A 20,340-nucleotide genomic window follows, 5' to 3' on the forward strand; every position below is an offset into this window, starting at 1 on the left:
CCTAACCTCGACGTGTGGTGACTGACGGGCAGCGGACGACCTACGTCGTCGTCGACGGCGAGAACATCGACGCGACGCTGGGGGCCTCGATCCTCGAGGGCCGCCCCGGGCCCGAGCAGCGTCCCCGGTGGGAACGCCTGCTGAACTTCGCCCGCACCACCTTCGACCAGCCCGCCAAGGGGCTGTTCTTCCTCAACGCCTCCAGCGGGCACCTGCCGATGTCCTTCGTGCAGGCGTTGCTGGCCCTGGGCTACCAGCCGATCCCGCTCGCCGGGGGCCCGGGGGAGAAGGTCGTCGACATCGGCATCCAGCGCACGCTGGACGCGCTCGTCGAGCGCGAGGGCGACGTGCTCCTCGGCTCGCACGACGTGGACTTCCTGCCGCAGGTCGACCGCCTGCTGACCGGTGACCGGCTCGTCGGCATGGTCGGTTTCCGCGAGTTCATGAACTCCCAGTACGCCGGGCTGGCCGAACGCGGCCTGAAGGTGTTCGACCTCGAGGACGACGTCCGCGCGTTCAACGTCGTGCTGCCGCGCGTCCGGATCATCCCGCTGGCCGACTTCGACCCGACGCGGTACCTCTGACGGTCTCGAGGGTGTCGGCGTCCGCGGCGGTCTTGTCGTCGCGGTAGCGCACGACGCGCGCGAACCGCAGGGCCACCCCGCCGGGGTAGCGGGTCGAGCGCTGCAGCCCGTCGAACGCGACCTCCACGACCTGTTCGGGGCGGACGCGGACCACGTGCCCGTCCTCACCCACCTGCAGCTCGCGGAAGCGCTGCGTCTGCCACGCCAGCACCTCGTCCGTCATGCCCTTGAACGTCTTGCCCAGCATGACGAAACCGCCCGTCCCCGGGTCCCGGGCGCCGAGGTGGACGGTGGACAGCCACCCCGACCGGCGTCCCGAGCCGCGTTCGACGGCCAGCACGACGAGGTCGAGCGTGTGGACGGGTTTCACCTTGACCCACGCCCCGCCGCGCCGGCCGGCCGCGTACGGCGAGGCCAGGTCCTTGACGACGACGCCCTCGTGCCCGGCGGCCACCGCCTCCCGCGAGAACGCGGTGGCGGCACCGGAGTCGGCCGTGACGAGGCGCGCGACGCGGTGCCGCTGCGGCACCAGGTCGTCCAGGACGTCCAGCCGCTCGCGCAGCGGCACGTCGAGCAGGTCGCGGCCACCGGCGTGCAGCACGTCGAAGAAGAACGGGGTGAGGACCGTCCCGACCCCCGCCGCCGTCGTCCGGGCCGTGCGGGAGGCCGTGTCCTGGAACGCCGCCGGTCGGCCGTCCTCGTCCAGCACGAGCACCTCGCCGTCGAGGACGACGTCGCCGCCGGGCAGCGCCTCGACGACCTCGACGACCTCGGGCAGCCGCGCGGTGACGTCCTCCAGCGTGCGGGTCGCGACGAGCACCCGACCGTCGCGGCGGTGCACCTGCACGCGGATCCCGTCGAGCTTGGTGTCGACGGCCACCGGACCCCCGCCCAGGCCGGTCAGGGCGTCGGCGACCGCCGTCGCGCTCGAGGCCAGCATCGGCAGCAGCGGACGACCGACCTCCAGCCCGAACCCCGCGAGCTCCGCCGCCCCTCCGTGCAGGGCCGCGACGACCGCCGCCACCGTCGAGCCGGCCAGCATCGCCGCGCGCCGCACGTCCGCGGCGGGTACGCCCGCGACGGCGGCCGCCGCGTCCTGCACGAGCGCGTCGAGCGCACCCTGCCGCAGCTCACCGGTGACGACGCCGCGCAGCCACCGCTGCTCCTGCGCTGTGGCGCGGCCGAGCAGGTCGGTGACCGCGGCCTCCCGGCGCCCCTTCGACCCGGTCCCGGTGAGCGCCGCGATCGCCTCGAACCGGGCGTGGACGTCGCGCACCTGCAGGGAGGGCACCGCGGCCGCCGGCGGCGCGGACGCCATCGACCGCCAGCCCAGCCCCGTCCGGCGCTGCGGCAGGCTCCCGGCGAGGTAGCTGGCCACGACTCCCGTCAGCTCCAGCCCCGCGGGGTCGCCCGGCTGCAGGCGGCGCAGCAGCGCGGCGAGCTCGGCGACCTTGCGCGTGCGCGCCCGGGTCGCGGCCACGGCGGCGGAGGTGGTGACGACGTCGGCGAGGAGCACCCGGCCATCCTGCCCATCCCCACCCGCGAGCGCCGTCCGTGTGCCAGGGTGGCCGGGTGCGGTGGCGCCGGGACGAGAGAGCTCATCCGAGCGGCTCCGGGGTTCCCCCGGGGACAGCACGTCACCTCCGGCACGACACCGCAGGATCCTGTGTGCGCTGCGCGCACGGTGGATCCCGCACCGCAGGACAGGTCGTCCCGGCCCACCGCACCCGTGCCTGACCGCCGGGGCGAGCCCGCCGACCCCGTCGCCGCGGCGCTCGCGGCGGCGTTCCTCGACGGCCCCTGGACGGTGGCCGACCTCGACCGGCGCGGTCGGTGGGCCGTGGGACGGCCCCGGGCGCGCTGGGTCCGGCAGCTCGCCGGGACCGTCCTGGAACGGTTCCCGCGTCCTCCGCTCGACGAACCCCGCGCGCTGCGGGCGTTCGTGGCGGGGTCCACCCCGTACGCGCGGGCCCGTGCCGCCGCGTCCGGAGCGGGCGAGCCCCTGCGGGTCGCGCACCTGGCCGCGACGACGACCGCGATGGGCCGCGACCGGTGGGGGGTGCCGGGTCTGGACACCGTCGCCGACCTCGCCGCGTTCCTCGACCTCGACGACGCCCACCTGGACTGGTTCGCCGACCTGCACCGCTTCCAGGTCCGCGCCCCCGCCGGGCCGCTGCACCACTACCGGTCGCGGTGGGCCGGGAAACGGGGTGCCCCGCGGCTGCTCGAGGCGCCGCTGCCGCGGCTGAAGGTGGTGCAGCGCACGCTGCTGCACCGGGTGCTGGCCCGGTTCCCGGTGCACGACGCCGCGCACGGTTTCGTCCCGGGCCGGTCGGCGTTGACGGGGGCCTCGCAGCACGTGCGGGCCCGGACCGTCGTCCGCTTCGACCTGGAGGGGTTCTTCGCCGCCGTCCCGGCCGGGCGGGTCTTCGGGTTGTTCCGCCAGGGCGGGTACCCCGAACCCGTCGCGCACGCGCTGACGGGTCTGGTCACCCACGTCACCCCGCTGACGGTGCTGCGGGCCATGCCCGACGGTGGCTCGGGGGACGAGCGGCACCGGTTGCGCCGCAACCTGTCCCGGGCGCACCTGCCGCAGGGGGCGCCGACGTCACCGGCGCTGGCGAACCTGGTCGTGCTCGGGCTGGACCGTCGCCTGGCCGGCTGGGCGCGGGCCGGGGGCCTGACGTACACGCGCTACGCGGACGACCTGACGTTCTCCGCGGCCGACGGCCTCGACCCGCACCGGCTGCGACGGGCGGTGGTGGCGATCGCCGCCGACGAGGGGTTCCGGCTCAACGCGGCCAAGACGCGGGTGCGGGGGGCCGGGGCGCGCCAGCTCGTCACGGGCCTGGTCGTCAACGAGCGGCTCAACGTGCCGCGCGAGGAGTTCGACCGGCTCAAGGCCGTGCTGCACCACTGCGCGCAGCACGGCCCGGACGGTCAGGACCGGGAGGGCCACCCGGACTTCCGCGCCCACCTGCTCGGCCGCATCGCCCGGGTGGAGGCCGTCAACCCCGCGAAGGGGCGGCGGCTGCGGGCGCGCTTCGACGCGATCGCCTGGTGAGCAGGCCCTGGCGCAGCAGCCAGCGCTCGAAGACGATGGTGCCGAACGGGGGGACCCCCGCCGCGAGACCGACCACGAGGGTCTTGACCGTCCAGCGCATCGTGCGGGCGGCCCACAACGTCGAGAGCAGGTAGACGACGAACCCGATCCCGTGGACCATCCCCACGACCGGGACCCCGCCCTCGTGGGGGGCGTGGACGACCCACTTGAGGAACATCGCGATGAGCAGCGCGGTCCACGAGATCGCCTCGAACGTGGCGATGAGGCGGAACCAGCGGGCGGCGAGCGGCCCGGACGTCATGGGGTCCTCCTTCGACGGGGTGGTCCCCCGAGTCTGACGGGCTGTCGTAGACGCGGGGACCAGCGGAGCTGTGGGATCGCTCACCCGAGGACGACGCGGTCCCGTCCCGTCGCCTTGGCCGCGTACAGGGCCGCGTCGGCGCGCGAGAGCAGGGCCGAGAGGTCGAAGGGGCCAGGGCCGGTCGCGGCGACGCCGGCGCTCACGGTCACGGGTGCGCCGGCGGCCGTCGAGGCCTCGGCCACCCGGTCGCGGAACCGGTTGGCGGAACCGACCGCGGCGTGGACGTCGGGCCAACGCCCGATCCAGGCGAGTTCCTCGCCGCCGAGGCGCACCAGCACGTCGTCGGGCCGGGAACACTCTCGCAGGGCCTGGGCCACGACGACGAGGACGGCGTCGCCGACGTCGTGCCCGTGGCGGTCGTTGATGCTCTTGAAGTGGTCGATGTCGGCGACGACGGCGGTGACACCCTCCCCGCCCAGCCCGGTGCAGGCGTCCCGCAGACCGCGCCGGTTCAGCAGCCCCGTGAGGGCGTCGGTGCCGGCCGCCCGCGTGGTCGCTCGCAGGGCGCGCCGACGGCCGTGCTCGAGCCAGGCGATCACCCCCGTCGTCGCCACGCCCGCGGCGACGACGGTGCAGACGTCGGCGAGGAGTCGCGGTGTCGAGGTACCGCCGTCCACGGCGTGCAGGAGGACGGCCTGTCCGACGGCGGCCGGCAGGACGACGAACGGCAGGTGCCGGGTACGGGTCAGGAGAGCGGCCGCGGCGCACAGCGCCAGCAGTCCGACCGAGGCCGTCGTGACGTTGCCCGGCCTCGGTGGGGACAGACCGCTCAGGGTGAGGACCACGACGTCGAGCGCGAGGGCGACGGTGACGATCGGACGGGCGGCGCGACGGTCCCGGCGGGCGGCCCGCAGCGCGACGACGGCGAGCACGGACCACAGCACCGCGCTCGCGGCGACCGGCGCGAGAGCGTCGAGGCTCCGCGTCAGCACGGCGACCGCGAGACCGGGCAGGTGCAGCGCCGCGAAGACGCCGAAGGCGACGGCCTCGACGCGGCCGTCGCGCAGGTCGAGGTCAGGCACGAGGAGAACATCGACAGGCACCGGTCTCACCTTGATCGTTCCGACCCGTCAGCCCGCCAGCACCTCCTCGCCCGCGCGACCGGTGCGTCGCACGAACCCCGGCACGTCCGCCGCGGGCATCGCCGTCCCGAACAGGTGCCCCTGCGCCCGGCGCACGCCGAGGGCCCGCAGCGGGGCGACCTGGTCGGCGTGCTCGACGCCCTCGGCGAGGATCTGCACGTCCAGCGCCCGGCACAGCGCGGCGATGCCCTCCAGCAGCGCGGTGTCCCCGCCGGTCGCCAGCGTCGTCAGCGAGCGGTCCAGCTTCACCGTCGAGACGGGGAACCGGCGCATGTACGACAGCGACGTGTAGCCGATGCCGAAGTCGTCGAGGTCGAGCCGGAAACCCGCGGCGACGACCTCGCGCAGCGACGCCGCGATGCGGGGGTCGTCCGGCAGTTCCTCGTGCTCGGTGATCTCCAGGTGCACCCGGCCGGGGTCGATCCCGTGGCGGGCGGTCAGCTCCGAGATCCAGCGGGCCGTGCCCCGGCGGTGCAGGCTGCCGATGCCGAGGTTCACGGCCAGGTGGAGCCCGCCCGCGCCGGCCGCGTCCCAGCGGGCGAGGTCGCGCAGCGCCCGGCCGGTGACGTGCTCGTCCAGGCGCGCCCCCAACCCCGCGTCCTCGGCGTGCTGGAGGAACCGGTCGGGCAGCAGGAGCCCGCGGCGGGGGTGGTCCCAGCGCACGAGCGCCTCGACGCCGACGACGCGCGGGCCGCCCTCGCCCGCCAGGTCCACGACCGGCTGGTGCACGACGAGGAGCTCCCCGACGTCCTCCGGGCGGCCGCCCTGCAGCAGGAGGGACCTCAGCTCCTGCTGCACGACCAGAGCGCCGAGGACCTTCTCGCGCAGCTGCGGCCGGTAGACCAGGGCGCGTCCCTTGCCGGCCTGCTTCGCGGCGTACATCGCGACGTCGGCGTCGACGAGCGCCTCCTCGAAGGCCACGCCCGCGCGCAGCGGGGCGATCCCGATGCTCGCGCTCACCCGGTAGGGCAACCGGTCGGGCTCGAAGGGCGCGTCGAGCGCCTCCAGCACGAGGTCGGCCGGGCCGCCGTGGTGGTCCTCGGCGGTCCACACGACGACGATGAACTCGTCCCCGCCGGTGCGGGACACGACCCCGTGGCGCCCCACCGCCCGGCGCAACCGGTTCGAGACCTCGACGAGCAGCGCGTCGCCGACGGCGTGCCCGCGCGTGTCGTTGATCTGCTTGAAGTCGTCGAGGTCCACGAGGCACAGGTGCAGGTCCCGGCCGTGCAGCCGTCGTCGCAGGTCCTCCGCCGCCCCGGGCAGCCCGCGGCGGTTCACCAGGTCGGTGAGCGGGTCGCGCTCGGCGCTGCGCTCGGCCCGCCGCACCGCGAGCGCGGCCCAACCGACGCCCGCGCAGGCCAGGACGTACCCGCTGGGTGCGACCACCTCGACGGCCACGTCCGGCAGCACGTGCACGCTGCCGAGCAGCCACAGCGCCGGCACGGTGCAGAACACCGGCAGCACGCTCAGCAGCCGCTGCCCGTCACCGCGCAGCGCACCACCCGCGCAGGGGGTGCCGACGTGGCGCATGCTCGGGTGCAGGGCGGCCGCGGCCAGCAGCACCACCGCCAGGCTCTGGGTGGCGTGCAGCACGTGCCCGCCACCGCCGAGCAGGTCGGGGCGGGCGGTGACGAGCGCCGCCACGGCCAGCAGCAGCCCCGCCGCCAGCAGCACGAGGACCGTGGCGGGGGCCGTGCCCGTGCGGGTCGTGAGGATCCGCAGCAGGACGATGGCCAGCACGATGTCGGCGGCCGTCCCGACGAGCACGGCCGGGTCGCGGCCCAGGCCGGTCTCGTGCAGCATCCCGAGCACCTGCGCGACGACGAGCGCCCCCGCGCACGCGGTGAGGACGACGTCGGGCCACGTGCGGCGGCCGGGCACCCGGGCCTGGCGCAGCGTGCGGACCACGAAGGGCACGAGGGCGAGGGCGACCACCTGCACGGCGACGACGCCCCACCGGGCCCACGACGTGCCCGGACCGGTGAGCAGGCACCCCGCCGTCGCCGCCGTCGCGGCGAGGACGAGGGCCAGGACGGCCCCCCACGCCTGCGGCAGCACCGGGCGGTGCCGGCGGATCCCGAGGACCGTCAGCGCGAGGGCGCCCACGTCGACGACGAGCGCGACGACGGTCCCCGCGCCACCGGTGGCGACGGGCAGCGCCACGAGGAGGCCGAGGACGGCCAGCGCCGCCAGCGCCGCCACGTCGCGCCTGGTCATGGCCCTCCCCGTGCTCCGTGGTCCGTGGGGAGATCCCCGCCGTCGGTGCTTCGGCGCGAACGGGTGTGGACTTGTTCGCCCGATCAGGGGGCGGTGCGGCTGGAACAGCGGTGCCCCGGGCACGGTTGGCGACCCCATGAGCGTGATCAGTCTGTGGGGCGGCGGCCCGTGGCAGGACCCGTCGAGGGCCGAGGAGGCGAGGGAGGTCGCGGCCGAGGTCGAGGAGCTGGGCTACCACCGCCTGTGGTTCTCCGGCGGTTTCGAGCCCGGTGTCCTGCCCGCCTTCGGGGAACTGCTCGACGCGACCCGCACCCTCGGGGTCGCCAGCGGCATCGTCAGCATCTGGACGGCCACCCCCGACCAGTCCGCGGAGGCGTTCGCGCGCCTGGAGGCCGAGCACCCGGGGCGGTTCCTGCTGGGGCTGGGCAACTCCCACGCCCCGGCGGTCGAGGGGCAGGGGCAGCGGTACGACAAGCCGTACACGCGCACGGTCGAGTACCTCGACGCGCTCGGCGACCGGGTCCCGTCCGAGCGGGTGGTCCTGGCCGCGCTCGGGCCGAGGATGCTGGAGCTGGCCCGCGACCGGACCGCGGGGGCGCACCCCTACTTCGTGACGGTCGAGCACACCGTCGCCGCCCGCGCGGCGCTGGGCGCGGGGTCGTGGCTGGCCCCCGAGGCGGCCGTCGTCCTGGACGAGGACCCCGCCACCGCGCGGGCCACGGCCCGCGAGCACCTGGCGACGTACCTCGCGCTGCCGAACTACACGAACAACCTCCGCCGCTACGGCTGGGGCGACGACGACCTGCTGCACGGCGGCAGCGACCGCCTCGTCGACGAGCTCGTCGCCTGGGGGTCGCTGGACCAGGTGGTCGCCGGGGTGCGCCGGCACGTCGACGCGGGGGCCGACGAGGTGGCGCTGCAGGTGCTGGGCGGGCGCGGCGGGTTCCCGCGCGCGGCGTTCCGGGAGCTGGCGGGGGCGTTGTCGGGCTGAGCGCCCACCTCCCGGTGCGGTGCCAGGTCGTGGTGGGCAGGAGGACACGCTCTCCTGCACCTCCACGACCCGGCGGCGCGGCGCCGGTCGACGGTTCACGGCACCTCCTGCACCGCTGACGTGCGCCCGGGGACCGTCCAGAGGAGCCGCGGAGCGCTTCCCGGCTCCGGCTCTGCTCAGCGGTCGTCACGGCTCTCGTCCTGATCCGGCTGGACGACCGACACCGGTGGAGCCCCGGCAGCAGTACCGACGGGGAGCGCGCGAGCTCCGCGTCCGGGCGAGGGGGACGAGCCTCCCCCTCCGCGTCGCTGCTCGGGCTGTCCGGGCGAAACCCGTGTTCCTCGATCTGCCGGCTGGTGGGCGCGCTTCCCGTCCGGAGGAGGTGATCGCGAGAGTTCGACCGGGGTGCGCACCACCGGTCCGGGATCGTTACCCCATCGAGACCCCGAATCCGTTCCGGTGGTCAATGAACTCCGATAGCCCTGCAGGGCAAAACGATCGCTGTCGAACCGAGCTGTGGACGAGACCTGTCGATCTGGACGGCCACCTCCTCGCGAGGGTGAGCTCGCAGCACCGGTGCGGTGCCGGCTCGAGATCTCGGTTACGGTCGACGCGACCTGATGGACGGAGAAGCGCGCCGCTCAGCGGTGCATGAAGAGGTTCACACCGAGAGCCCTTCTCGTCGTCTTCTTGTGCCCTGGACCGAGTGGTCCAGCGGTGTGCGGTGGGGTCGGCCGGGACTCGCGGCCGAGCATCGTGTTCGCAGCGCCGAGACACCGGCGTGCGACCGGGGGTCGAGGTCGTTCCGCCGCGCGTCGTCGTGGGTTCGAGGAGGATGAGGAGGTCGCCTGTGCCGGACGTGCACGCGCGAGGACTGTTCAAGGTGTTCGGCAGGAAGCCCGAGGAGGCCGTCCAGCGGTTGCGGGACGGGGCCACGGCCGCCGAGCTGCGGGCCGAGGGGATCTCGGCCGCGGTCGTCGACGTCGATCTCGACGTCGCTCCGGGCGAGATCTTCGTCGTCATGGGGTTGTCCGGATCGGGCAAGTCCACGCTCATCCGCATGCTCAACGGGCTGCTCAGGCCCAGCGCCGGCACCGTGGAGATCGACGGCCAGGACATCACGGCCCTCGACGAGACCGGTCTGCGGCGAGTGCGGCAGGACACCATGAGCATGGTCTTCCAGCACTTCGCGCTCCTGCCGCACCGCACCGCCCTCGACAACGCCGCGTACGCCCTCGAGCTGCGGGGTGTCCCGACGCAGGAACGCCGCGCCACCGCCGCCCGGGCACTGCGGCGCGTCGGCCTGGGCGGCTGGGAGGACCGCTACCCCGGTGACCTGTCCGGCGGGATGCAGCAGCGCGTCGGTCTGGCCCGTGCGCTGGCCGCCGGTACGGACCTGCTGCTGATGGACGAGGCGTTCAGCGCCCTCGACCCGCTGATCCGTCGCGAGATGCAGGACGAGCTGCTCACCCTGCAGGAGGAACTCGGGCAGACCATCGTCTTCATCACCCACGACCTCAACGAGGCCATGCGCCTGGGCGACAGGGTGATGGTCATGCGCGACGGGCGCAGCGTCCAGGTGGGCACGCCGCAGGAGATCCTCCTCGATCCCGTCGATTCGTACGTCGCCCAGTTCCTGGCCGACGTCGACCGGGCCCGCGTCCTCACGGCTGCTGACGTCAGCAGGAGAACCGGTCGCGGCGACGGTGCGGACGCCGTCCCGTCCAGCGCCCCCGTGGGCCGGGTCAGCGCCGACACCCCGCTGGCCGACCTGCTCGAACCCATGGCCGCCACCGGTGCCCCCATCACCGTCGTCGACGAGGCCGGCAACCCGCAGGGGTTCGTGGAGACCGCGGACGTCCTCGGTGCCCTGAGCGCCGCGACCGCCCCCCCGACCGGGGAGAGCCCCCGGGCCGCAGCGGAGAAGGAGGATGCCCGTGCGTGACCTGTTCCCCGTCCCCCGACTGCTCGTCGGGGACACCTTCGACGTCGCCTTCGACTGGATCACGACCCACCTGGCGTGGTTGTTCGACGCGATCGCCTGGGTGACCGGGGGGGCCACGGAGCTGTTGACCGACGCGCTGGCCTGGCCGCCGCCGGTCGTCCTGGCGCTGGCGCTGGCGATCCTGGGGGTGCTGCTGCGTTCGGTGACCTTCGGTGTCGTCTCCTTCGCCGGTCTGCTCCTGGTCATCAGCATGGAGCTGTGGACCGAGGCGATGGAAACCCTCGCCCTGGTGCTGACCGCCACCATCGCCGCGACGGTGATCGCTGTTCCCGTGGGGATCCTCGCCGCCCGGTACGACCGGTTCAGCACCGTTCTCCGGCCCGTCCTGGACTTCATGCAGACGATGCCCGCGTTCGTCTACCTCGTCCCGGCCGTCACCCTCTTCAGCATCGGCACCGTCCCGGGCGTGGTGGTCACCATCATCTTCGCGATGCCTCCCGGGGTCCGCCTCAACGAACTCGGCATCCGCCAGGTCGACGCGGAGGTCGTCGAGGCCGGCAACGCGTTCGGCGGGTCCCCGCGGCAGATCCTGCGCGGCATCCAGTTGCCCCTGGCCCTGCCGACGATCATGGCCGGCGTCAACCAGGTGATCATGCTGGCCCTGTCCATGGCCGTCATCGCCGGCCTCATCGGCGCCAACGGGCTCGGGTCCACCGTGACCACCGCCATCTCCCGCCTGAACGTCGGCCTGGGGGTCGAGGCCGGTCTCTCGGTCGTCGTCATCGCCATCTACCTGGACCGGATCACCGGCGCCCTCGGCACCGACGGCGGTCTGCTGCGCGCCCTGCGCCGGCGGGGAGCGGCCGGGACCTCCAGGGTCACGCGGTCGGCGGCGAAAGAACCCGCCGGCGTCTGAACCGCTCGTCCAGCACCAGAACCCGTATCGACAGGAAGAGATCTCGTGACCCAGAAGACAGTGTCCCGCGCCACCTTCGGCCGTCTGAGCGTCGGTCTCGCAGCAGCCGGGGTGGTGGCGGCGTGCTCCGGTGAGTCGGCCACCAACTCGGCCGGGAGCAGCCAGGCCAGCACCAGCGACGACGTCCGCACCGTCAACCTGGGGTTCCTCCCCGGGTGGACCGACGGTCTGAGCACCGCCTACCTCTGGAAGAACCTCCTCGAGGGTGAGGGGTACGCCGTGGAGTTCACGGAACTCTCCGACGCCGCCCCGTTGTACACGGCGCTCGCTCAGGGCGACGTGGACGTCTACCCCTCGGGCTGGCCGCAGGTGACCCACCAGGACTACATGAACCAGTACGGCGACCAGATCGAGGACCTCGGTGCCTGGTACGAGGGGGCCGTCCTGACCCTGGTCGTCCCGGAGTACACCGACGTCGACTCGATCGACCAGCTCGCCGGGCAGGGAGCTCGTTTCGGTGGCCGGATCGTCGGGATCGAACCCGGCGCGGGTTTGACCCGCATCACCCGCGAACAGGCCATGCCCGAGACCTACGAGGACGCCGACGGCGACGAGCAGCAGGGGTACGGCCTGGAGGGTGAGTACGAGCTCGTCACCTCCTCGACCGCCGCCATGCTCGCGGAACTGCAGTCGGCCACCGATGCCCAGCAGGACATCGTCGTGACCCTGTGGCGCCCGTTCTGGGCCAACACCTCCTTCCCGGTGAAGGACCTCGCCGACCCCCGGGGCGCGATGGGGCAGGCCGAGACGCTGAACTCCCTGGCCCGACAGGGGTTCGCCGAGGACATGCCCGACGTGGCGGACATGATGTCGAACTTCACCTTGACCGACGAGCAGTACGGCACGCTCGAGGACACGGTCGTGAACGAGTACGGCGAGGGCCGCTACGACGAGGGCGTGCAGGCCTGGCTCGACCAGAACCCGGACTTCCGGGAGAGCCTGAGGAGCTGATCGGCGGGAACTGCGCCTCGGGCTCCCACCGGGGCGTCGTCCGGTGCTGATGCCGCTGGTCCCGCGGGCCGTGACCCCGGTGCGCTCCAGGGCCGTGGCGCACCGCTCACCCCGACCTCGTGAGGGACCGAGGTCAGTCGTGCGCGCCGCTCTCGTGCCCGGAGTGCCCGACGGGTTCGAGCTGGAACGTCGCGTGCTGCACGGCGACGGGGAAGTGCTCGGCCACGCACGCCTGCAGCCGGTCCAGGATCTCGGGTGCGTGACCGTCCCGGAAGCACGTGTCGTCCAGGACGACGTGCGCCGACAGGACGGGCAACCCGGAGGTGATCTGGCTGGCGTGCAGGTCGTGCACGGCGTGCACGTGCGGCAGCTCCAGCAGGTGGCGGCGGACGTCCTCCAGGTCCAGCCCGGGCGGGGTGGACTCCAGGAGGACCGACGTCGTCTCCCGCAGCAGCTTCACCGTCCTCGGCACGATGAGGACGCCGATGAGCAGCGAGACGACGGCGTCGGCGCGGGTCCAGCCGGTGAGCGCGATGACGGCGGCCGCGACGAGGACGGCGATCGAGCCCAGACCGTCGTTGACGACCTCCAGCACGGCGGCCCGCACGTTGACGTTCGCCTCCCCGGTCCCGCGCAGGAGCAGCCACAGGGCGACGACGTTGCCGACCAGACCGACGGCGCCGAAGACGACCATGGCCCCGGAGCTCACCTCCGGGGGTGTCAGCAGGCGCCGCACCCCCTCGACGAGGACGAGGACGCCGACGGCGAGCAGGGCGGCCGCCTGCAGCGTGGCGGCGAGCACCTCGGCCCGCCGGTAGCCCCACGTGCGCTGCGCCGACGCCGGGCGCGCGGCGAGGGTCGCCGCGATGAGCGCGATCGTCAGCCCGGCGACGTCGGTGAGCATGTGACCGGCGTCGGCCAGCAGGGCCAGGGAACCGGACACGAGGGCGCCGACGGCCTCGGCGACGAGGACGGTCGCGGTGACGGCGAGGGCGGCTGTCAGCCGGCGACGGTTCCGGGCGAGGTCGGCGCCCCCGTGGCCGTGCCCGTGGCCGTGTCCGTGGCTCACCCGGCCACCGCCTCGGCCGCGCAGTGGTCCTCGCCGACCGCCAGCACGACGCCGAGGAGGTCCCCCAGGGCGTGGCTGAGCCGGGCGTCGGCGATCTCGTAGCGCACCCTGCGGCCCTGCGGCACCGAGACGACGAGGCCGCAGCCGCGCAGGCACGCGAGGTGGTTCGACAGCGACTGGCGCGAGACGCCGAGGAGGTCGGCCAGCTCCGCGGGGTACCCCGGAGCCTCCCGCAGCGCGAGCAGCAGCCGGGTCCGCGTCGGGTCGGACAGGGCGTGCCCGAAGCGGGCGAGGACCTCTGCGTGGCCGATTGCCTGCGGTGCGATCACGCGACGACAGTACATCGAGAACTGGACGATGGGGGACTTGACCCTGACGCGACGTCAGGCGTGAGCGTGCTCCTCGTGCGCTACGTCGTGGACACCTCCCACAGCACCGTCCCCCTCCCGGCCCTGGACGCCGAGCCCCCGCCCGTCGAGGACCGCGTCTACGGGATGCCGATGTTCCCCACGCTCCCGACCGCCGACCTGGCCGCGTCGGTCGGGTTCTGGACGCGTGGGCTGGGGTTCGTCGAGCTGTTCTCGATCCCCGGCCACCTGGTCCACCTGCGCCGGTGGCGCTTCCAGGACGTCCTGCTCGTCCTGGGCGAACCCCCGGCCGCACCGCCACCGGGCACCCTGAGCGTGGCGTGCGTACCGCGCCAGCTCGAGGAGGTCGCGGCGGCGTGCGAGGCGTTGCGGCCGGGCAGCACGAGCGGCCCGGAACGCCGGCCGTGGAACAGCGTCGACCTGCACGTCGTGACGCCGGAGCGGGCGCGGGTGGTGTGCACGGCGGTGCTGCCCCTGGACTCCGGCGCGGCGCGCGACCTGCGGGCGGTGGGCGTCGATGCGCCCCCGGTGACACCCTCGACGTCGTGGCGGAGACCGGACCGGGGCGGGGTGGGGTGCTGACCGTGGGCCGGGTGGCGGAACTGCTCGGCGTCAGCGTCCGCACGCTGCACCACTGGGAGTCGCTGGGACTCCTCTCCGCCTCCCGGACGGCCGGCGGGTACCGCACCTACGGCCCCGACGAGGTGGCGCGCCTGCAGCGGGTCGTGCGCTACCGCGAACTCGGGGTTCCGTTGGCGGTGGTCGCCGAACTCCTCGACGACGGTTCGCCCTCCGGCGGCCTGGACGCCCTGCGCCGGCAGCGGGCGGAACTCCTCGACCGGCTGGACCGGACCCGCGACGCCCTCGAAGCGGTGGACCAGCTCATCGACGCCACCGAACGTGGCACGACGCTCAGCTCGCAGGAGCAGGCCGCCCTGTTCGGCGCCGACTGGGACCCGTCCTGGCCCGGGCAGGCGCGCGAGCGGTGGGGGGGCTCGCCCCAGTGGCGACAGCACGCCGAACGGGCGGCCGACCGGGCATTCGCGGACTGGGCCGCGCTCGCCGCGCGGGTCGAGGCCCTGGAGGCCGATCTCGCGGCGGCGTTCCGCGCCGGGACCGCACCGGGTTCGGAGCGGGCCGCGGAACTGGCCGAACGGCACCGCGCGTCGGTGGCCGAGCACGTCGACTGCACGTACGCCGTGCACGTCTGCCTGGCCCGCGGCTACGTCGACGACCCCCGGTTCCGCGAGCACTACGACCGCCGCGAACCCGGTCTGGCCACGTGGCTGCGGGCCGTCGTGGCGGAGAACGCGCGGGCCCACGGCGTCGACCCCGCCACCGCCGTGTGGGAGTAGCGTTCCGCGGGTGAGGATCCACGAGGGCATCCACGACGACAGTGCGGACGGCGTGCCGGTCCGGGTCTACCGTCCTGACACCGAACTCCACCCCGAACCCCGGGCCGCCCTCGTCTGGGCGCACGGCGGGGGTTTCGTGGTCGGCGACCTCGACATGCCCGAGTCCGACGCGGTCGCGCGGCGCTTGCAGGAGAACGGGATCCTCGTCGTCGCGGTGGACTACCGCCTCGCCGGCCCCGGTACCACCTACCCCGCCCCGTCCGACGACGTGCTGACGGCGTGGCGGTGGGGCCGGGAGTTCTGCCGTTCCTCGGGTGTTCCGGTGCAACGCATCCAGCTCGGTGGCGCCAGTGCCGGCGGGAACCTCGCCGCGGGAGCGGTGCTGCGCCTGCTCGCGGGTGGGGGCGACGTCCCGGCCGCGGTGTTCCTCGCCTACCCGACGCTGCACGCCGTCCCGCCGGCCGCCTCGTCCGTGGCGCAGGCCGCCGTCGGGACGCTGCCGCAGGACGAGCGGTGGTCACCGGCCCAGGTCGCGGCGATGTACGAGGCGTACCTCGGGGGTCCGCTCGACGAGGCTCCCGCACCCGCCGTCCCCGGCACCGCCGACCTGGAGGGTTTCCCGCCGACGTTCGTCCTCACGAGCGAGACCGACGGGTTGCGCGGCTCGGCCGACGAGTTCGCCCGCCGGCTCGTGCTGGCGGGTTCGCCCGTGGTGTCGGTGTGCGAACCGGGCACGGTGCACGGCCACCTCAACACCCCCGGTCCGCTGTTCGACGCGAGCCTGCGGCGGGTCGTGCGCTGGCTGCTGTCGGCGGGTGAGCTCGCAGGCTGAACCTCCGACGGTCCACGGCGGCGGCCGTCGGCGGCACCGCGCGAGCGGCCGCGGTGCTCACCCGGACCCCGCTCGGTTCCCGGTCAGTCCTCGACGTCGAAGATCGTCACCAGCTTGGTGACCTGGAGCAGGTACAGCACCTGCGGCGCGGGTTTCACGAGGGTGACCCGGTGCGGTGCGGCCGCCCGGGTCAGGCGCACGAGGAACGAGGCGCCGGTGGACTCCAGGAACGTCACGGCGGACAGGTCCACGCGCACGGGCAGGCCGGCGGCGTCCGCGCGCGCGTGCAGGTCGTCGAGGACCGACCCGAGGGCCGCGTCCACCTCACCGTGCAGGGTGATGACGGTGAGCCCGGCCTCGTGGTCGACCTCGAGGTGACCGCCGTCGGTCGCCTCGTCGGGGCCCTGGTCGCGCTCGGAATCGCTCACACTGGTCCTTCGCTTCGTCGTCCACCCCGGTCCGGGGCGGTCTCACGGGGAGAGTAGGTCACGTCGGCTCGCCCCCACAGGGGCCGGCGTGGCGCGCTGGTCCCTCGTCCGCCCGCCGTCGTCGTGCCGCGGTCCGGGCCCGGGGGCGTCCTGCCGGCTGAGCCGGCACCACACGGTCTTGGCGAGGGCGGCGTCGTGGGGGTGGCCGTCCGCCCCGCCGCGGTCGGGGTGGTGGTCGACCCCCCAGGCCCGGCTGAGCAGGTCCACGAGGTGCACCCCGCGACCACCGAGGTCCGAGGGGTCGGCGAGCGTCGTCACGGGTGGTGCCGGGTCGCCGTCGCTGACGGACAGGACGACACCGTCGGCCTCCACGCACTCCACGCGCAGCAGGATCGGCGGGCCGGCGTGCCGGACGGCGTTGGTCACCAGCTCGGTGAGCAGCAGCTTCGCCTGGTCCAGGGGGGCGCTGGAGTGCTGGTGGCACCAGTGCTCCTCCAGGAAGTGCCGCGCCACCCTTCCCGACGACAGGGCGCCGGCGACGACCAGGGTCGAGGCCGGGGTGGGGGAACACACGTGTTCATCGTGGACGGCCGGGACGTTCCGCGCGCGCCGGCGCGTCACCGCACCCGGGGTGCGGGCTCCTCCGCGTCGTCGCGCGGCCGCCGGTCCGCGGGGGTGGGAGTGCGCGCGGAGACGATCGTCACGGCCCTCCTGGCCGGTTCCCCCGACCCGGGATCGTCCGACTCGCGGCAGGAGGGGTCACGTGGTGCGCTTCACCCGGACCGGGGGCACCGCCGTCCGGGAGACCCCGTGGAGAAGACCCCGTGGAGAAGACCCCGTGGATGCAGGACGCGCTGAGGTCGCCGACGACGTGCTCGCCCGGCGGGCGGCTCTGGGGGACCGCGACGCCTTCGCGCTCATCGTGGACCGGCACGGCCCGGCGCTCCTGCGGTACACCGGCAACCTGCTCCGCCGCGGTGACCAGGCGGAGGACTGCGTCCAGGACACCTTCCTCGCCGCCTGGCGGGGTCTTCCGTCCTTCCGCGGGGACTCCTCGCTGCGCACCTGGCTGTTCACGCTCGCCCGGCACGCGGCCTTCGCCCGGCTGCGGCGGTTCCCGGCCGGGGGCAGCCGCCCCTTCGTCCCCGTGGAGGAGGTGCAGGACCGGCTGCGTGACCTGCGGGAGGACCCCGAGCGGTCCAGCGTGGAGAACGCCCTGCGGGAGGCCCTGGAACTGGCGCTGCAGCTCCTGCCGCCGCGGCAGCGGACCGCCTGGCTGATGCGCGAGGTGGAGGGCATGAGCTACGAGGAGGTCGCCTCCGTCCTCGGCACCACCACGACCGCGGTGCGCGGACTCCTCGAACGCTCCCGGACCACCCTGGCCACGACCCTGGAGGAGTGGCGGTGACCACCACCCCGCAGCACTCCCACGGGGAGCAGGTGCTGGCCCGGGCGACCGGCTCGCTGCGCCTGCACACCCCCGCGGGCTGGCGGGTCTCCCGCGCCGACCTCCTCGAGACCGTCCGCCGAGCCCACCGGCCCGCCGCACCGGTCCGCGGGCGGCACGCGCTGGGGGAGTTCGTCGTCTCCTGCGACGTGCTGACCACCGGTGTGCGGGGGGCCGTGGACCGGCTGCCCCGGGCGGACGTCACCACCGTCCGCTGCGTCACCGACGCCGAGGACCACCTCGACCTGCTCACCGTCGAGACCGGTGTCCGCTACGGCGCCCACGTCCCCACCACGGCCGAGGAGGTCCGCACCGCCGTCGTCGCCGCGGTCCGCGACCTGCTCGGCGAGGTCGACGGCCTCCGGGTCCACGTCCACGTGGGCGACGTCTTCGAGTGACCACGCCCTCGTCCCTCCCTGCGGGGAGGGCCGAGGGCGAGGTGGTCAGCTCCGCCCGCCGGGCAGCAGGCCCTTCACGACCTGGGACGCCTTCTGCTGCTCGCCCTGCTGGGCCGTCAGCACGAGGAGGACGCCCGTCAGCGCGGGGACGGTCCACTGCAGCACCTTGAGCCGCTTCATCGACGTGGCGACGTCCGGCGGGGTGTCGGCGTTGGGGTCGACACCGGAGTTCGCCGGGGCCTTGGAGTCCTTGCCGAGCCGAGCCCCCTCGATCCCCGACCAGGCGGTGGCGCCCATCGCGGCCAGGGTGATGACGGTCTTGACGGCGGTGTTGCCGCGCGTGCCGGACTGGGCGACGACCCGGCCGCGGTTCGCGCGGAGCAGGCCGATCGCCCCCACCGAGTGGGCGGCCAGCGCCGCGGCGTTGACGGGCGCCCAGCGGGCCCAGCCGGCGGCGGCGACGTGCGTGCGGTCGGAGGGGTCGCCCACGGCGGCGGAGGCACCGTTGAGGCCGACCGCCCCGAAGAGCGAGCCGCCGAACCAGGCGGCGAGCCCGATGTCGTGCAGCGAACGGATGACGGTCTGACGTTCTCCCACGGTGTCCTGCTCCTCCTCGGTCGTCCCCGCCCGCGGTGACCCGCGGGCGGCGCCGGTGCGGTGACCGGCAGCCTCCCCCTACCCCGTGCGGTCCCCGGCAACCCCCCGCGGTCGGAAGTGCCCCGCCGCGGGCAGGGGGAGTGCGCAGGTCGGTGCGACCACGAAGCGCCGCGGCCAACGGACGAGGGGGAAGGCGTTGCCCCGCAACAGCTCCACCCCCGAAGACCCGCGCGAGGCCACCGTCGCCGGTGATGACGACCGCGCGATCGTCGAGGTCGAGGGCGTCTGCCTCGACGACGGCACCGGCCAGCCGGGGCGGGTCCTGCGTCACGGCCGGCCCGGCTGGCGAGCTCGCCGTGGTGACCCTGACCGGGGAGGACGTCGCCGGGGCGGCGCTGCGCCCCGAGCGGTCCGAGGTGCTCGGGCAGCCGTCCCCGGACGCCCGAGCACCGGGAACCGACCGGCCGGGGAGGCGTTCAGCAGGAGTGGAGGCACTGGGGGTGCTCGCGCGGACGCTGCGCGACAGGGACGGGGGCAGGGTCGACCGGCCCCTCGCCGGTGGCGGCTCGTTCCCCCTCAGCTGGGTGCGGTCCGGGCCCGCGGACGATGTGCCCGTCCTCTTCGTCCCCGGCGGGCCGGGCATGGCGACCGTCCTGCCCTACGAGCGGTTGCGGGCGACGGCGGCCGCCCACGGCGTCGGCAGCGTCATGGTCGAGCACCGCGGGACCGGGCTGTCGCGCGAGGACTCCCGCGGCCGGGACCTGAGCCTGGGCGACGTCACCGTGGAGGCGGCGGCCGACGACCTCGCGGCCGTGCTGGACCACCTGCGCGTCGAGCGGGCGGTCGTCCACGGCAGCTCCTACGGCACCTACCTGGCTCAGGTCTTCGGCGTCCGGCACCCGGGGCGCGTCGCCGCGATGGTGCTCGACTCACCGCTGCTGTCCGTCGCGGGCGACCTCGCCGACGTCCGGGCGCACCGGCGCCGCCTGCTGTGGGACGCCGACACGGACCTGGCCGCGGCCGTGCGCTCGGCGCCGGCACCGGCCGACGAGGTCGCCGCGGTCGTCCCGACCGTCTACGAGTTCGCCGGCCCCGACGCGCTGCTGCGCCTGCTGGCGGCCCGGCGCGAGGGGCGGCTGGGGACGGTGTGGCGGCAGCTGGCGCACCTGGTCGACGGCGAGTTCGAGGGCCGCGGAGTGCGGCACGTCACCGAACCTGACCTGGTCGCGGGCATCGCCTTCGGCCAGCTCGGGTTCGGCCTGCCCCCCGACGGCGGGCCGCTGGACCCGCAGGTGGCCTTCGCGCGCGTCGCCGCCGACCGCCCGCCCTACCGGGGGGAACCGTACGACCTGCCCTCGCTGCTGCCCGGTTTCCCGTGGCCGACGGTCGTCGTCTCCGGCGAGCGCGACCTGACGACACCCCGGTCCACCGCCGAGCGGGTGGCCGGTCTGCTGCCCGCGGGGGTCCTGCTCGACCTGCCCGGCCTGGGGCACAGCGCGATGGACACCCACCAGCGGGCGGCCGTCCTCGTCGCCGCCGCGGTCCGGGCCGGCAACGCCCGCCGGTTGCCGGCGCTGGCCGAGCGCATCGCGGCCCTGCCCCGGCGGGGGGCCTCGCGCTGGCTCGGCACGGCCGTGCGGGCGGCGGTCCGCCTCGGCGGGTAGGCCCGGTC

General features: G+C 74.8%; 20 protein-coding genes and 1 pseudogene. 12 read left to right on the plus strand and 9 right to left on the minus strand.

Going from position 1 to position 20,340, the window contains the following annotated elements:
- The first annotated feature begins 14 nt into the window (after window positions 1-14).
- Window positions 15-584: a nuclease gene (locus AB2L28_RS16570; protein ID WP_370720090.1), complete on the plus strand. Its 570-nt coding sequence runs from the start codon at window positions 15-17 to the stop codon at window positions 582-584.
- Here AB2L28_RS16570 and AB2L28_RS16575 read toward each other — a convergent pair.
- Window positions 544-2,100 carry an ATP-dependent DNA ligase gene (locus AB2L28_RS16575; protein WP_370720091.1) on the minus strand — a complete coding sequence of 519 codons (1,557 nt, stop codon included), beginning with the start codon at window positions 2,098-2,100 and terminating at the stop codon, window positions 544-546. The genes AB2L28_RS16570 and AB2L28_RS16575 overlap by 41 nt on opposite strands.
- Window positions 2,101-2,313: 213 nt before the next feature.
- Between AB2L28_RS16575 and AB2L28_RS16580 the strand changes: the two genes are divergently transcribed.
- On the plus strand, window positions 2,314-3,648 hold the full coding sequence (locus AB2L28_RS16580) for a reverse transcriptase family protein (RefSeq protein WP_370720092.1): 1,335 nt from the start codon (window positions 2,314-2,316) through the stop codon (window positions 3,646-3,648).
- Here AB2L28_RS16580 and AB2L28_RS16585 read toward each other — a convergent pair.
- From AB2L28_RS16585 to AB2L28_RS16595, 3 genes are all read right to left on the minus strand, one after another.
- The gene (locus AB2L28_RS16585) at window positions 3,593-3,949 is read right to left on the minus strand and encodes a DUF3817 domain-containing protein (protein ID WP_370720093.1); all 357 of its coding nucleotides are present in this window, start codon (window positions 3,947-3,949) and stop codon (window positions 3,593-3,595) included. The genes AB2L28_RS16580 and AB2L28_RS16585 overlap by 56 nt on opposite strands.
- Window positions 3,950-4,029: 80 nt before the next feature.
- Entirely contained in the window at window positions 4,030-5,031 is a 1,002-nt protein-coding gene (locus AB2L28_RS16590) for a GGDEF domain-containing protein (protein WP_370720094.1), read from the minus strand.
- Between the two features lie 48 nt (window positions 5,032-5,079).
- Window positions 5,080-7,311: a putative bifunctional diguanylate cyclase/phosphodiesterase gene (locus AB2L28_RS16595; RefSeq protein ID WP_370720095.1), complete on the minus strand. Its 2,232-nt coding sequence runs from the start codon at window positions 7,309-7,311 to the stop codon at window positions 5,080-5,082.
- Window positions 7,312-7,447: 136 nt separating this feature from the next.
- Between AB2L28_RS16595 and AB2L28_RS16600 the strand changes: the two genes are divergently transcribed.
- The 4 genes from AB2L28_RS16600 to AB2L28_RS16615 all read left to right on the plus strand — a co-directional run bounded on the left by AB2L28_RS16600 (window position 7,448) and on the right by AB2L28_RS16615 (window position 12,174).
- Window positions 7,448-8,302: a TIGR03620 family F420-dependent LLM class oxidoreductase gene (locus tag AB2L28_RS16600; protein WP_370720096.1), complete on the plus strand. Its 855-nt coding sequence runs from the start codon at window positions 7,448-7,450 to the stop codon at window positions 8,300-8,302.
- Between the two features lie 850 nt (window positions 8,303-9,152).
- Complete coding sequence (locus AB2L28_RS16605) at window positions 9,153-10,247, plus strand: quaternary amine ABC transporter ATP-binding protein (protein ID WP_370720097.1); 1,095 nt, start codon at window positions 9,153-9,155, stop codon at window positions 10,245-10,247.
- A complete protein-coding gene (locus AB2L28_RS16610; RefSeq protein ID WP_370720098.1) occupies window positions 10,234-11,163 on the plus strand; it encodes an ABC transporter permease in 930 nt (309 codons plus the stop codon). The genes AB2L28_RS16605 and AB2L28_RS16610 overlap by 14 nt, the downstream gene beginning before the upstream one ends.
- A 45-nt stretch (window positions 11,164-11,208) precedes the next feature.
- Entirely contained in the window at window positions 11,209-12,174 is a 966-nt protein-coding gene (locus AB2L28_RS16615) for a glycine betaine ABC transporter substrate-binding protein (RefSeq protein WP_370720099.1), read from the plus strand.
- Between the two features lie 133 nt (window positions 12,175-12,307).
- Here the strand turns inward: AB2L28_RS16615 and AB2L28_RS16620 are convergent, their stop codons facing one another.
- Complete coding sequence (locus AB2L28_RS16620) at window positions 12,308-13,243, minus strand: cation diffusion facilitator family transporter (protein WP_370720100.1); 936 nt, start codon at window positions 13,241-13,243, stop codon at window positions 12,308-12,310.
- Window positions 13,240-13,587 (minus strand): ArsR/SmtB family transcription factor, encoded by a 348-nt coding sequence (locus tag AB2L28_RS16625; protein ID WP_370720101.1) that lies wholly within the window; start codon window positions 13,585-13,587, stop codon window positions 13,240-13,242. The genes AB2L28_RS16620 and AB2L28_RS16625 overlap by 4 nt, the downstream gene beginning before the upstream one ends.
- Before the next feature lie 45 nt (window positions 13,588-13,632).
- On the opposite strand from AB2L28_RS16625, the gene AB2L28_RS16630 reads away from it, so the two are divergent.
- From AB2L28_RS16630 to AB2L28_RS16640, 3 genes and pseudogenes are all read left to right on the plus strand, one after another.
- The gene (locus AB2L28_RS16630; protein ID WP_370720102.1) at window positions 13,633-14,193 is read left to right on the plus strand and encodes a VOC family protein; all 561 of its coding nucleotides are present in this window, start codon (window positions 13,633-13,635) and stop codon (window positions 14,191-14,193) included.
- Complete coding sequence (locus AB2L28_RS16635) at window positions 14,157-14,966, plus strand: MerR family transcriptional regulator (RefSeq protein ID WP_370720103.1); 810 nt, start codon at window positions 14,157-14,159, stop codon at window positions 14,964-14,966. The genes AB2L28_RS16630 and AB2L28_RS16635 overlap by 37 nt, the downstream gene beginning before the upstream one ends.
- A gap of 4 nt (window positions 14,967-14,970) precedes the next feature.
- A pseudogene (locus AB2L28_RS16640) lies at window positions 14,971-15,798 on the plus strand (alpha/beta hydrolase); the annotation flags it as partial.
- Between the two features lie 83 nt (window positions 15,799-15,881).
- Here AB2L28_RS16640 and AB2L28_RS16645 read toward each other — a convergent pair.
- Together AB2L28_RS16645 and AB2L28_RS16650 are read right to left on the minus strand one after the other, a co-directional pair.
- Window positions 15,882-16,226 carry an STAS domain-containing protein gene (locus AB2L28_RS16645; RefSeq protein WP_370720104.1) on the minus strand — a complete coding sequence of 115 codons (345 nt, stop codon included), beginning with the start codon at window positions 16,224-16,226 and terminating at the stop codon, window positions 15,882-15,884.
- Window positions 16,227-16,268: 42 nt separating this feature from the next.
- Window positions 16,269-16,799, minus strand: a complete 531-nt coding sequence (locus AB2L28_RS16650) for an ATP-binding protein (RefSeq protein ID WP_370720105.1) — start codon at window positions 16,797-16,799, stop codon at window positions 16,269-16,271.
- A 265-nt stretch (window positions 16,800-17,064) separates the two neighbouring features.
- Here AB2L28_RS16650 and AB2L28_RS16655 point away from each other — a divergent pair, with 265 nt between their 5' ends.
- Window positions 17,065-17,634 carry an RNA polymerase sigma factor gene (locus AB2L28_RS16655; RefSeq protein ID WP_370720106.1) on the plus strand — a complete coding sequence of 190 codons (570 nt, stop codon included), beginning with the start codon at window positions 17,065-17,067 and terminating at the stop codon, window positions 17,632-17,634.
- Window positions 17,631-18,071: a hypothetical protein gene (locus tag AB2L28_RS16660; RefSeq protein WP_370720107.1), complete on the plus strand. Its 441-nt coding sequence runs from the start codon at window positions 17,631-17,633 to the stop codon at window positions 18,069-18,071. Before AB2L28_RS16655 ends, AB2L28_RS16660 begins: the two co-directional genes overlap by 4 nt.
- Before the next feature lie 45 nt (window positions 18,072-18,116).
- Here the strand turns inward: AB2L28_RS16660 and AB2L28_RS16665 are convergent, their stop codons facing one another.
- Complete coding sequence (locus AB2L28_RS16665; RefSeq protein WP_370720108.1) at window positions 18,117-18,668, minus strand: hypothetical protein; 552 nt, start codon at window positions 18,666-18,668, stop codon at window positions 18,117-18,119.
- A 356-nt stretch (window positions 18,669-19,024) separates the two neighbouring features.
- On the opposite strand from AB2L28_RS16665, the gene AB2L28_RS16670 reads away from it, so the two are divergent.
- Window positions 19,025-20,332, plus strand: a complete 1,308-nt coding sequence (locus AB2L28_RS16670; protein ID WP_370720109.1) for an alpha/beta hydrolase — start codon at window positions 19,025-19,027, stop codon at window positions 20,330-20,332.
- Window positions 20,333-20,340 lie beyond the last annotated feature (8 nt).

The organism is Kineococcus mangrovi, assembly GCF_041320705.1.
Classification (GTDB): Bacteria; Actinomycetota; Actinomycetes; order Actinomycetales; family Kineococcaceae; genus Kineococcus; species Kineococcus mangrovi.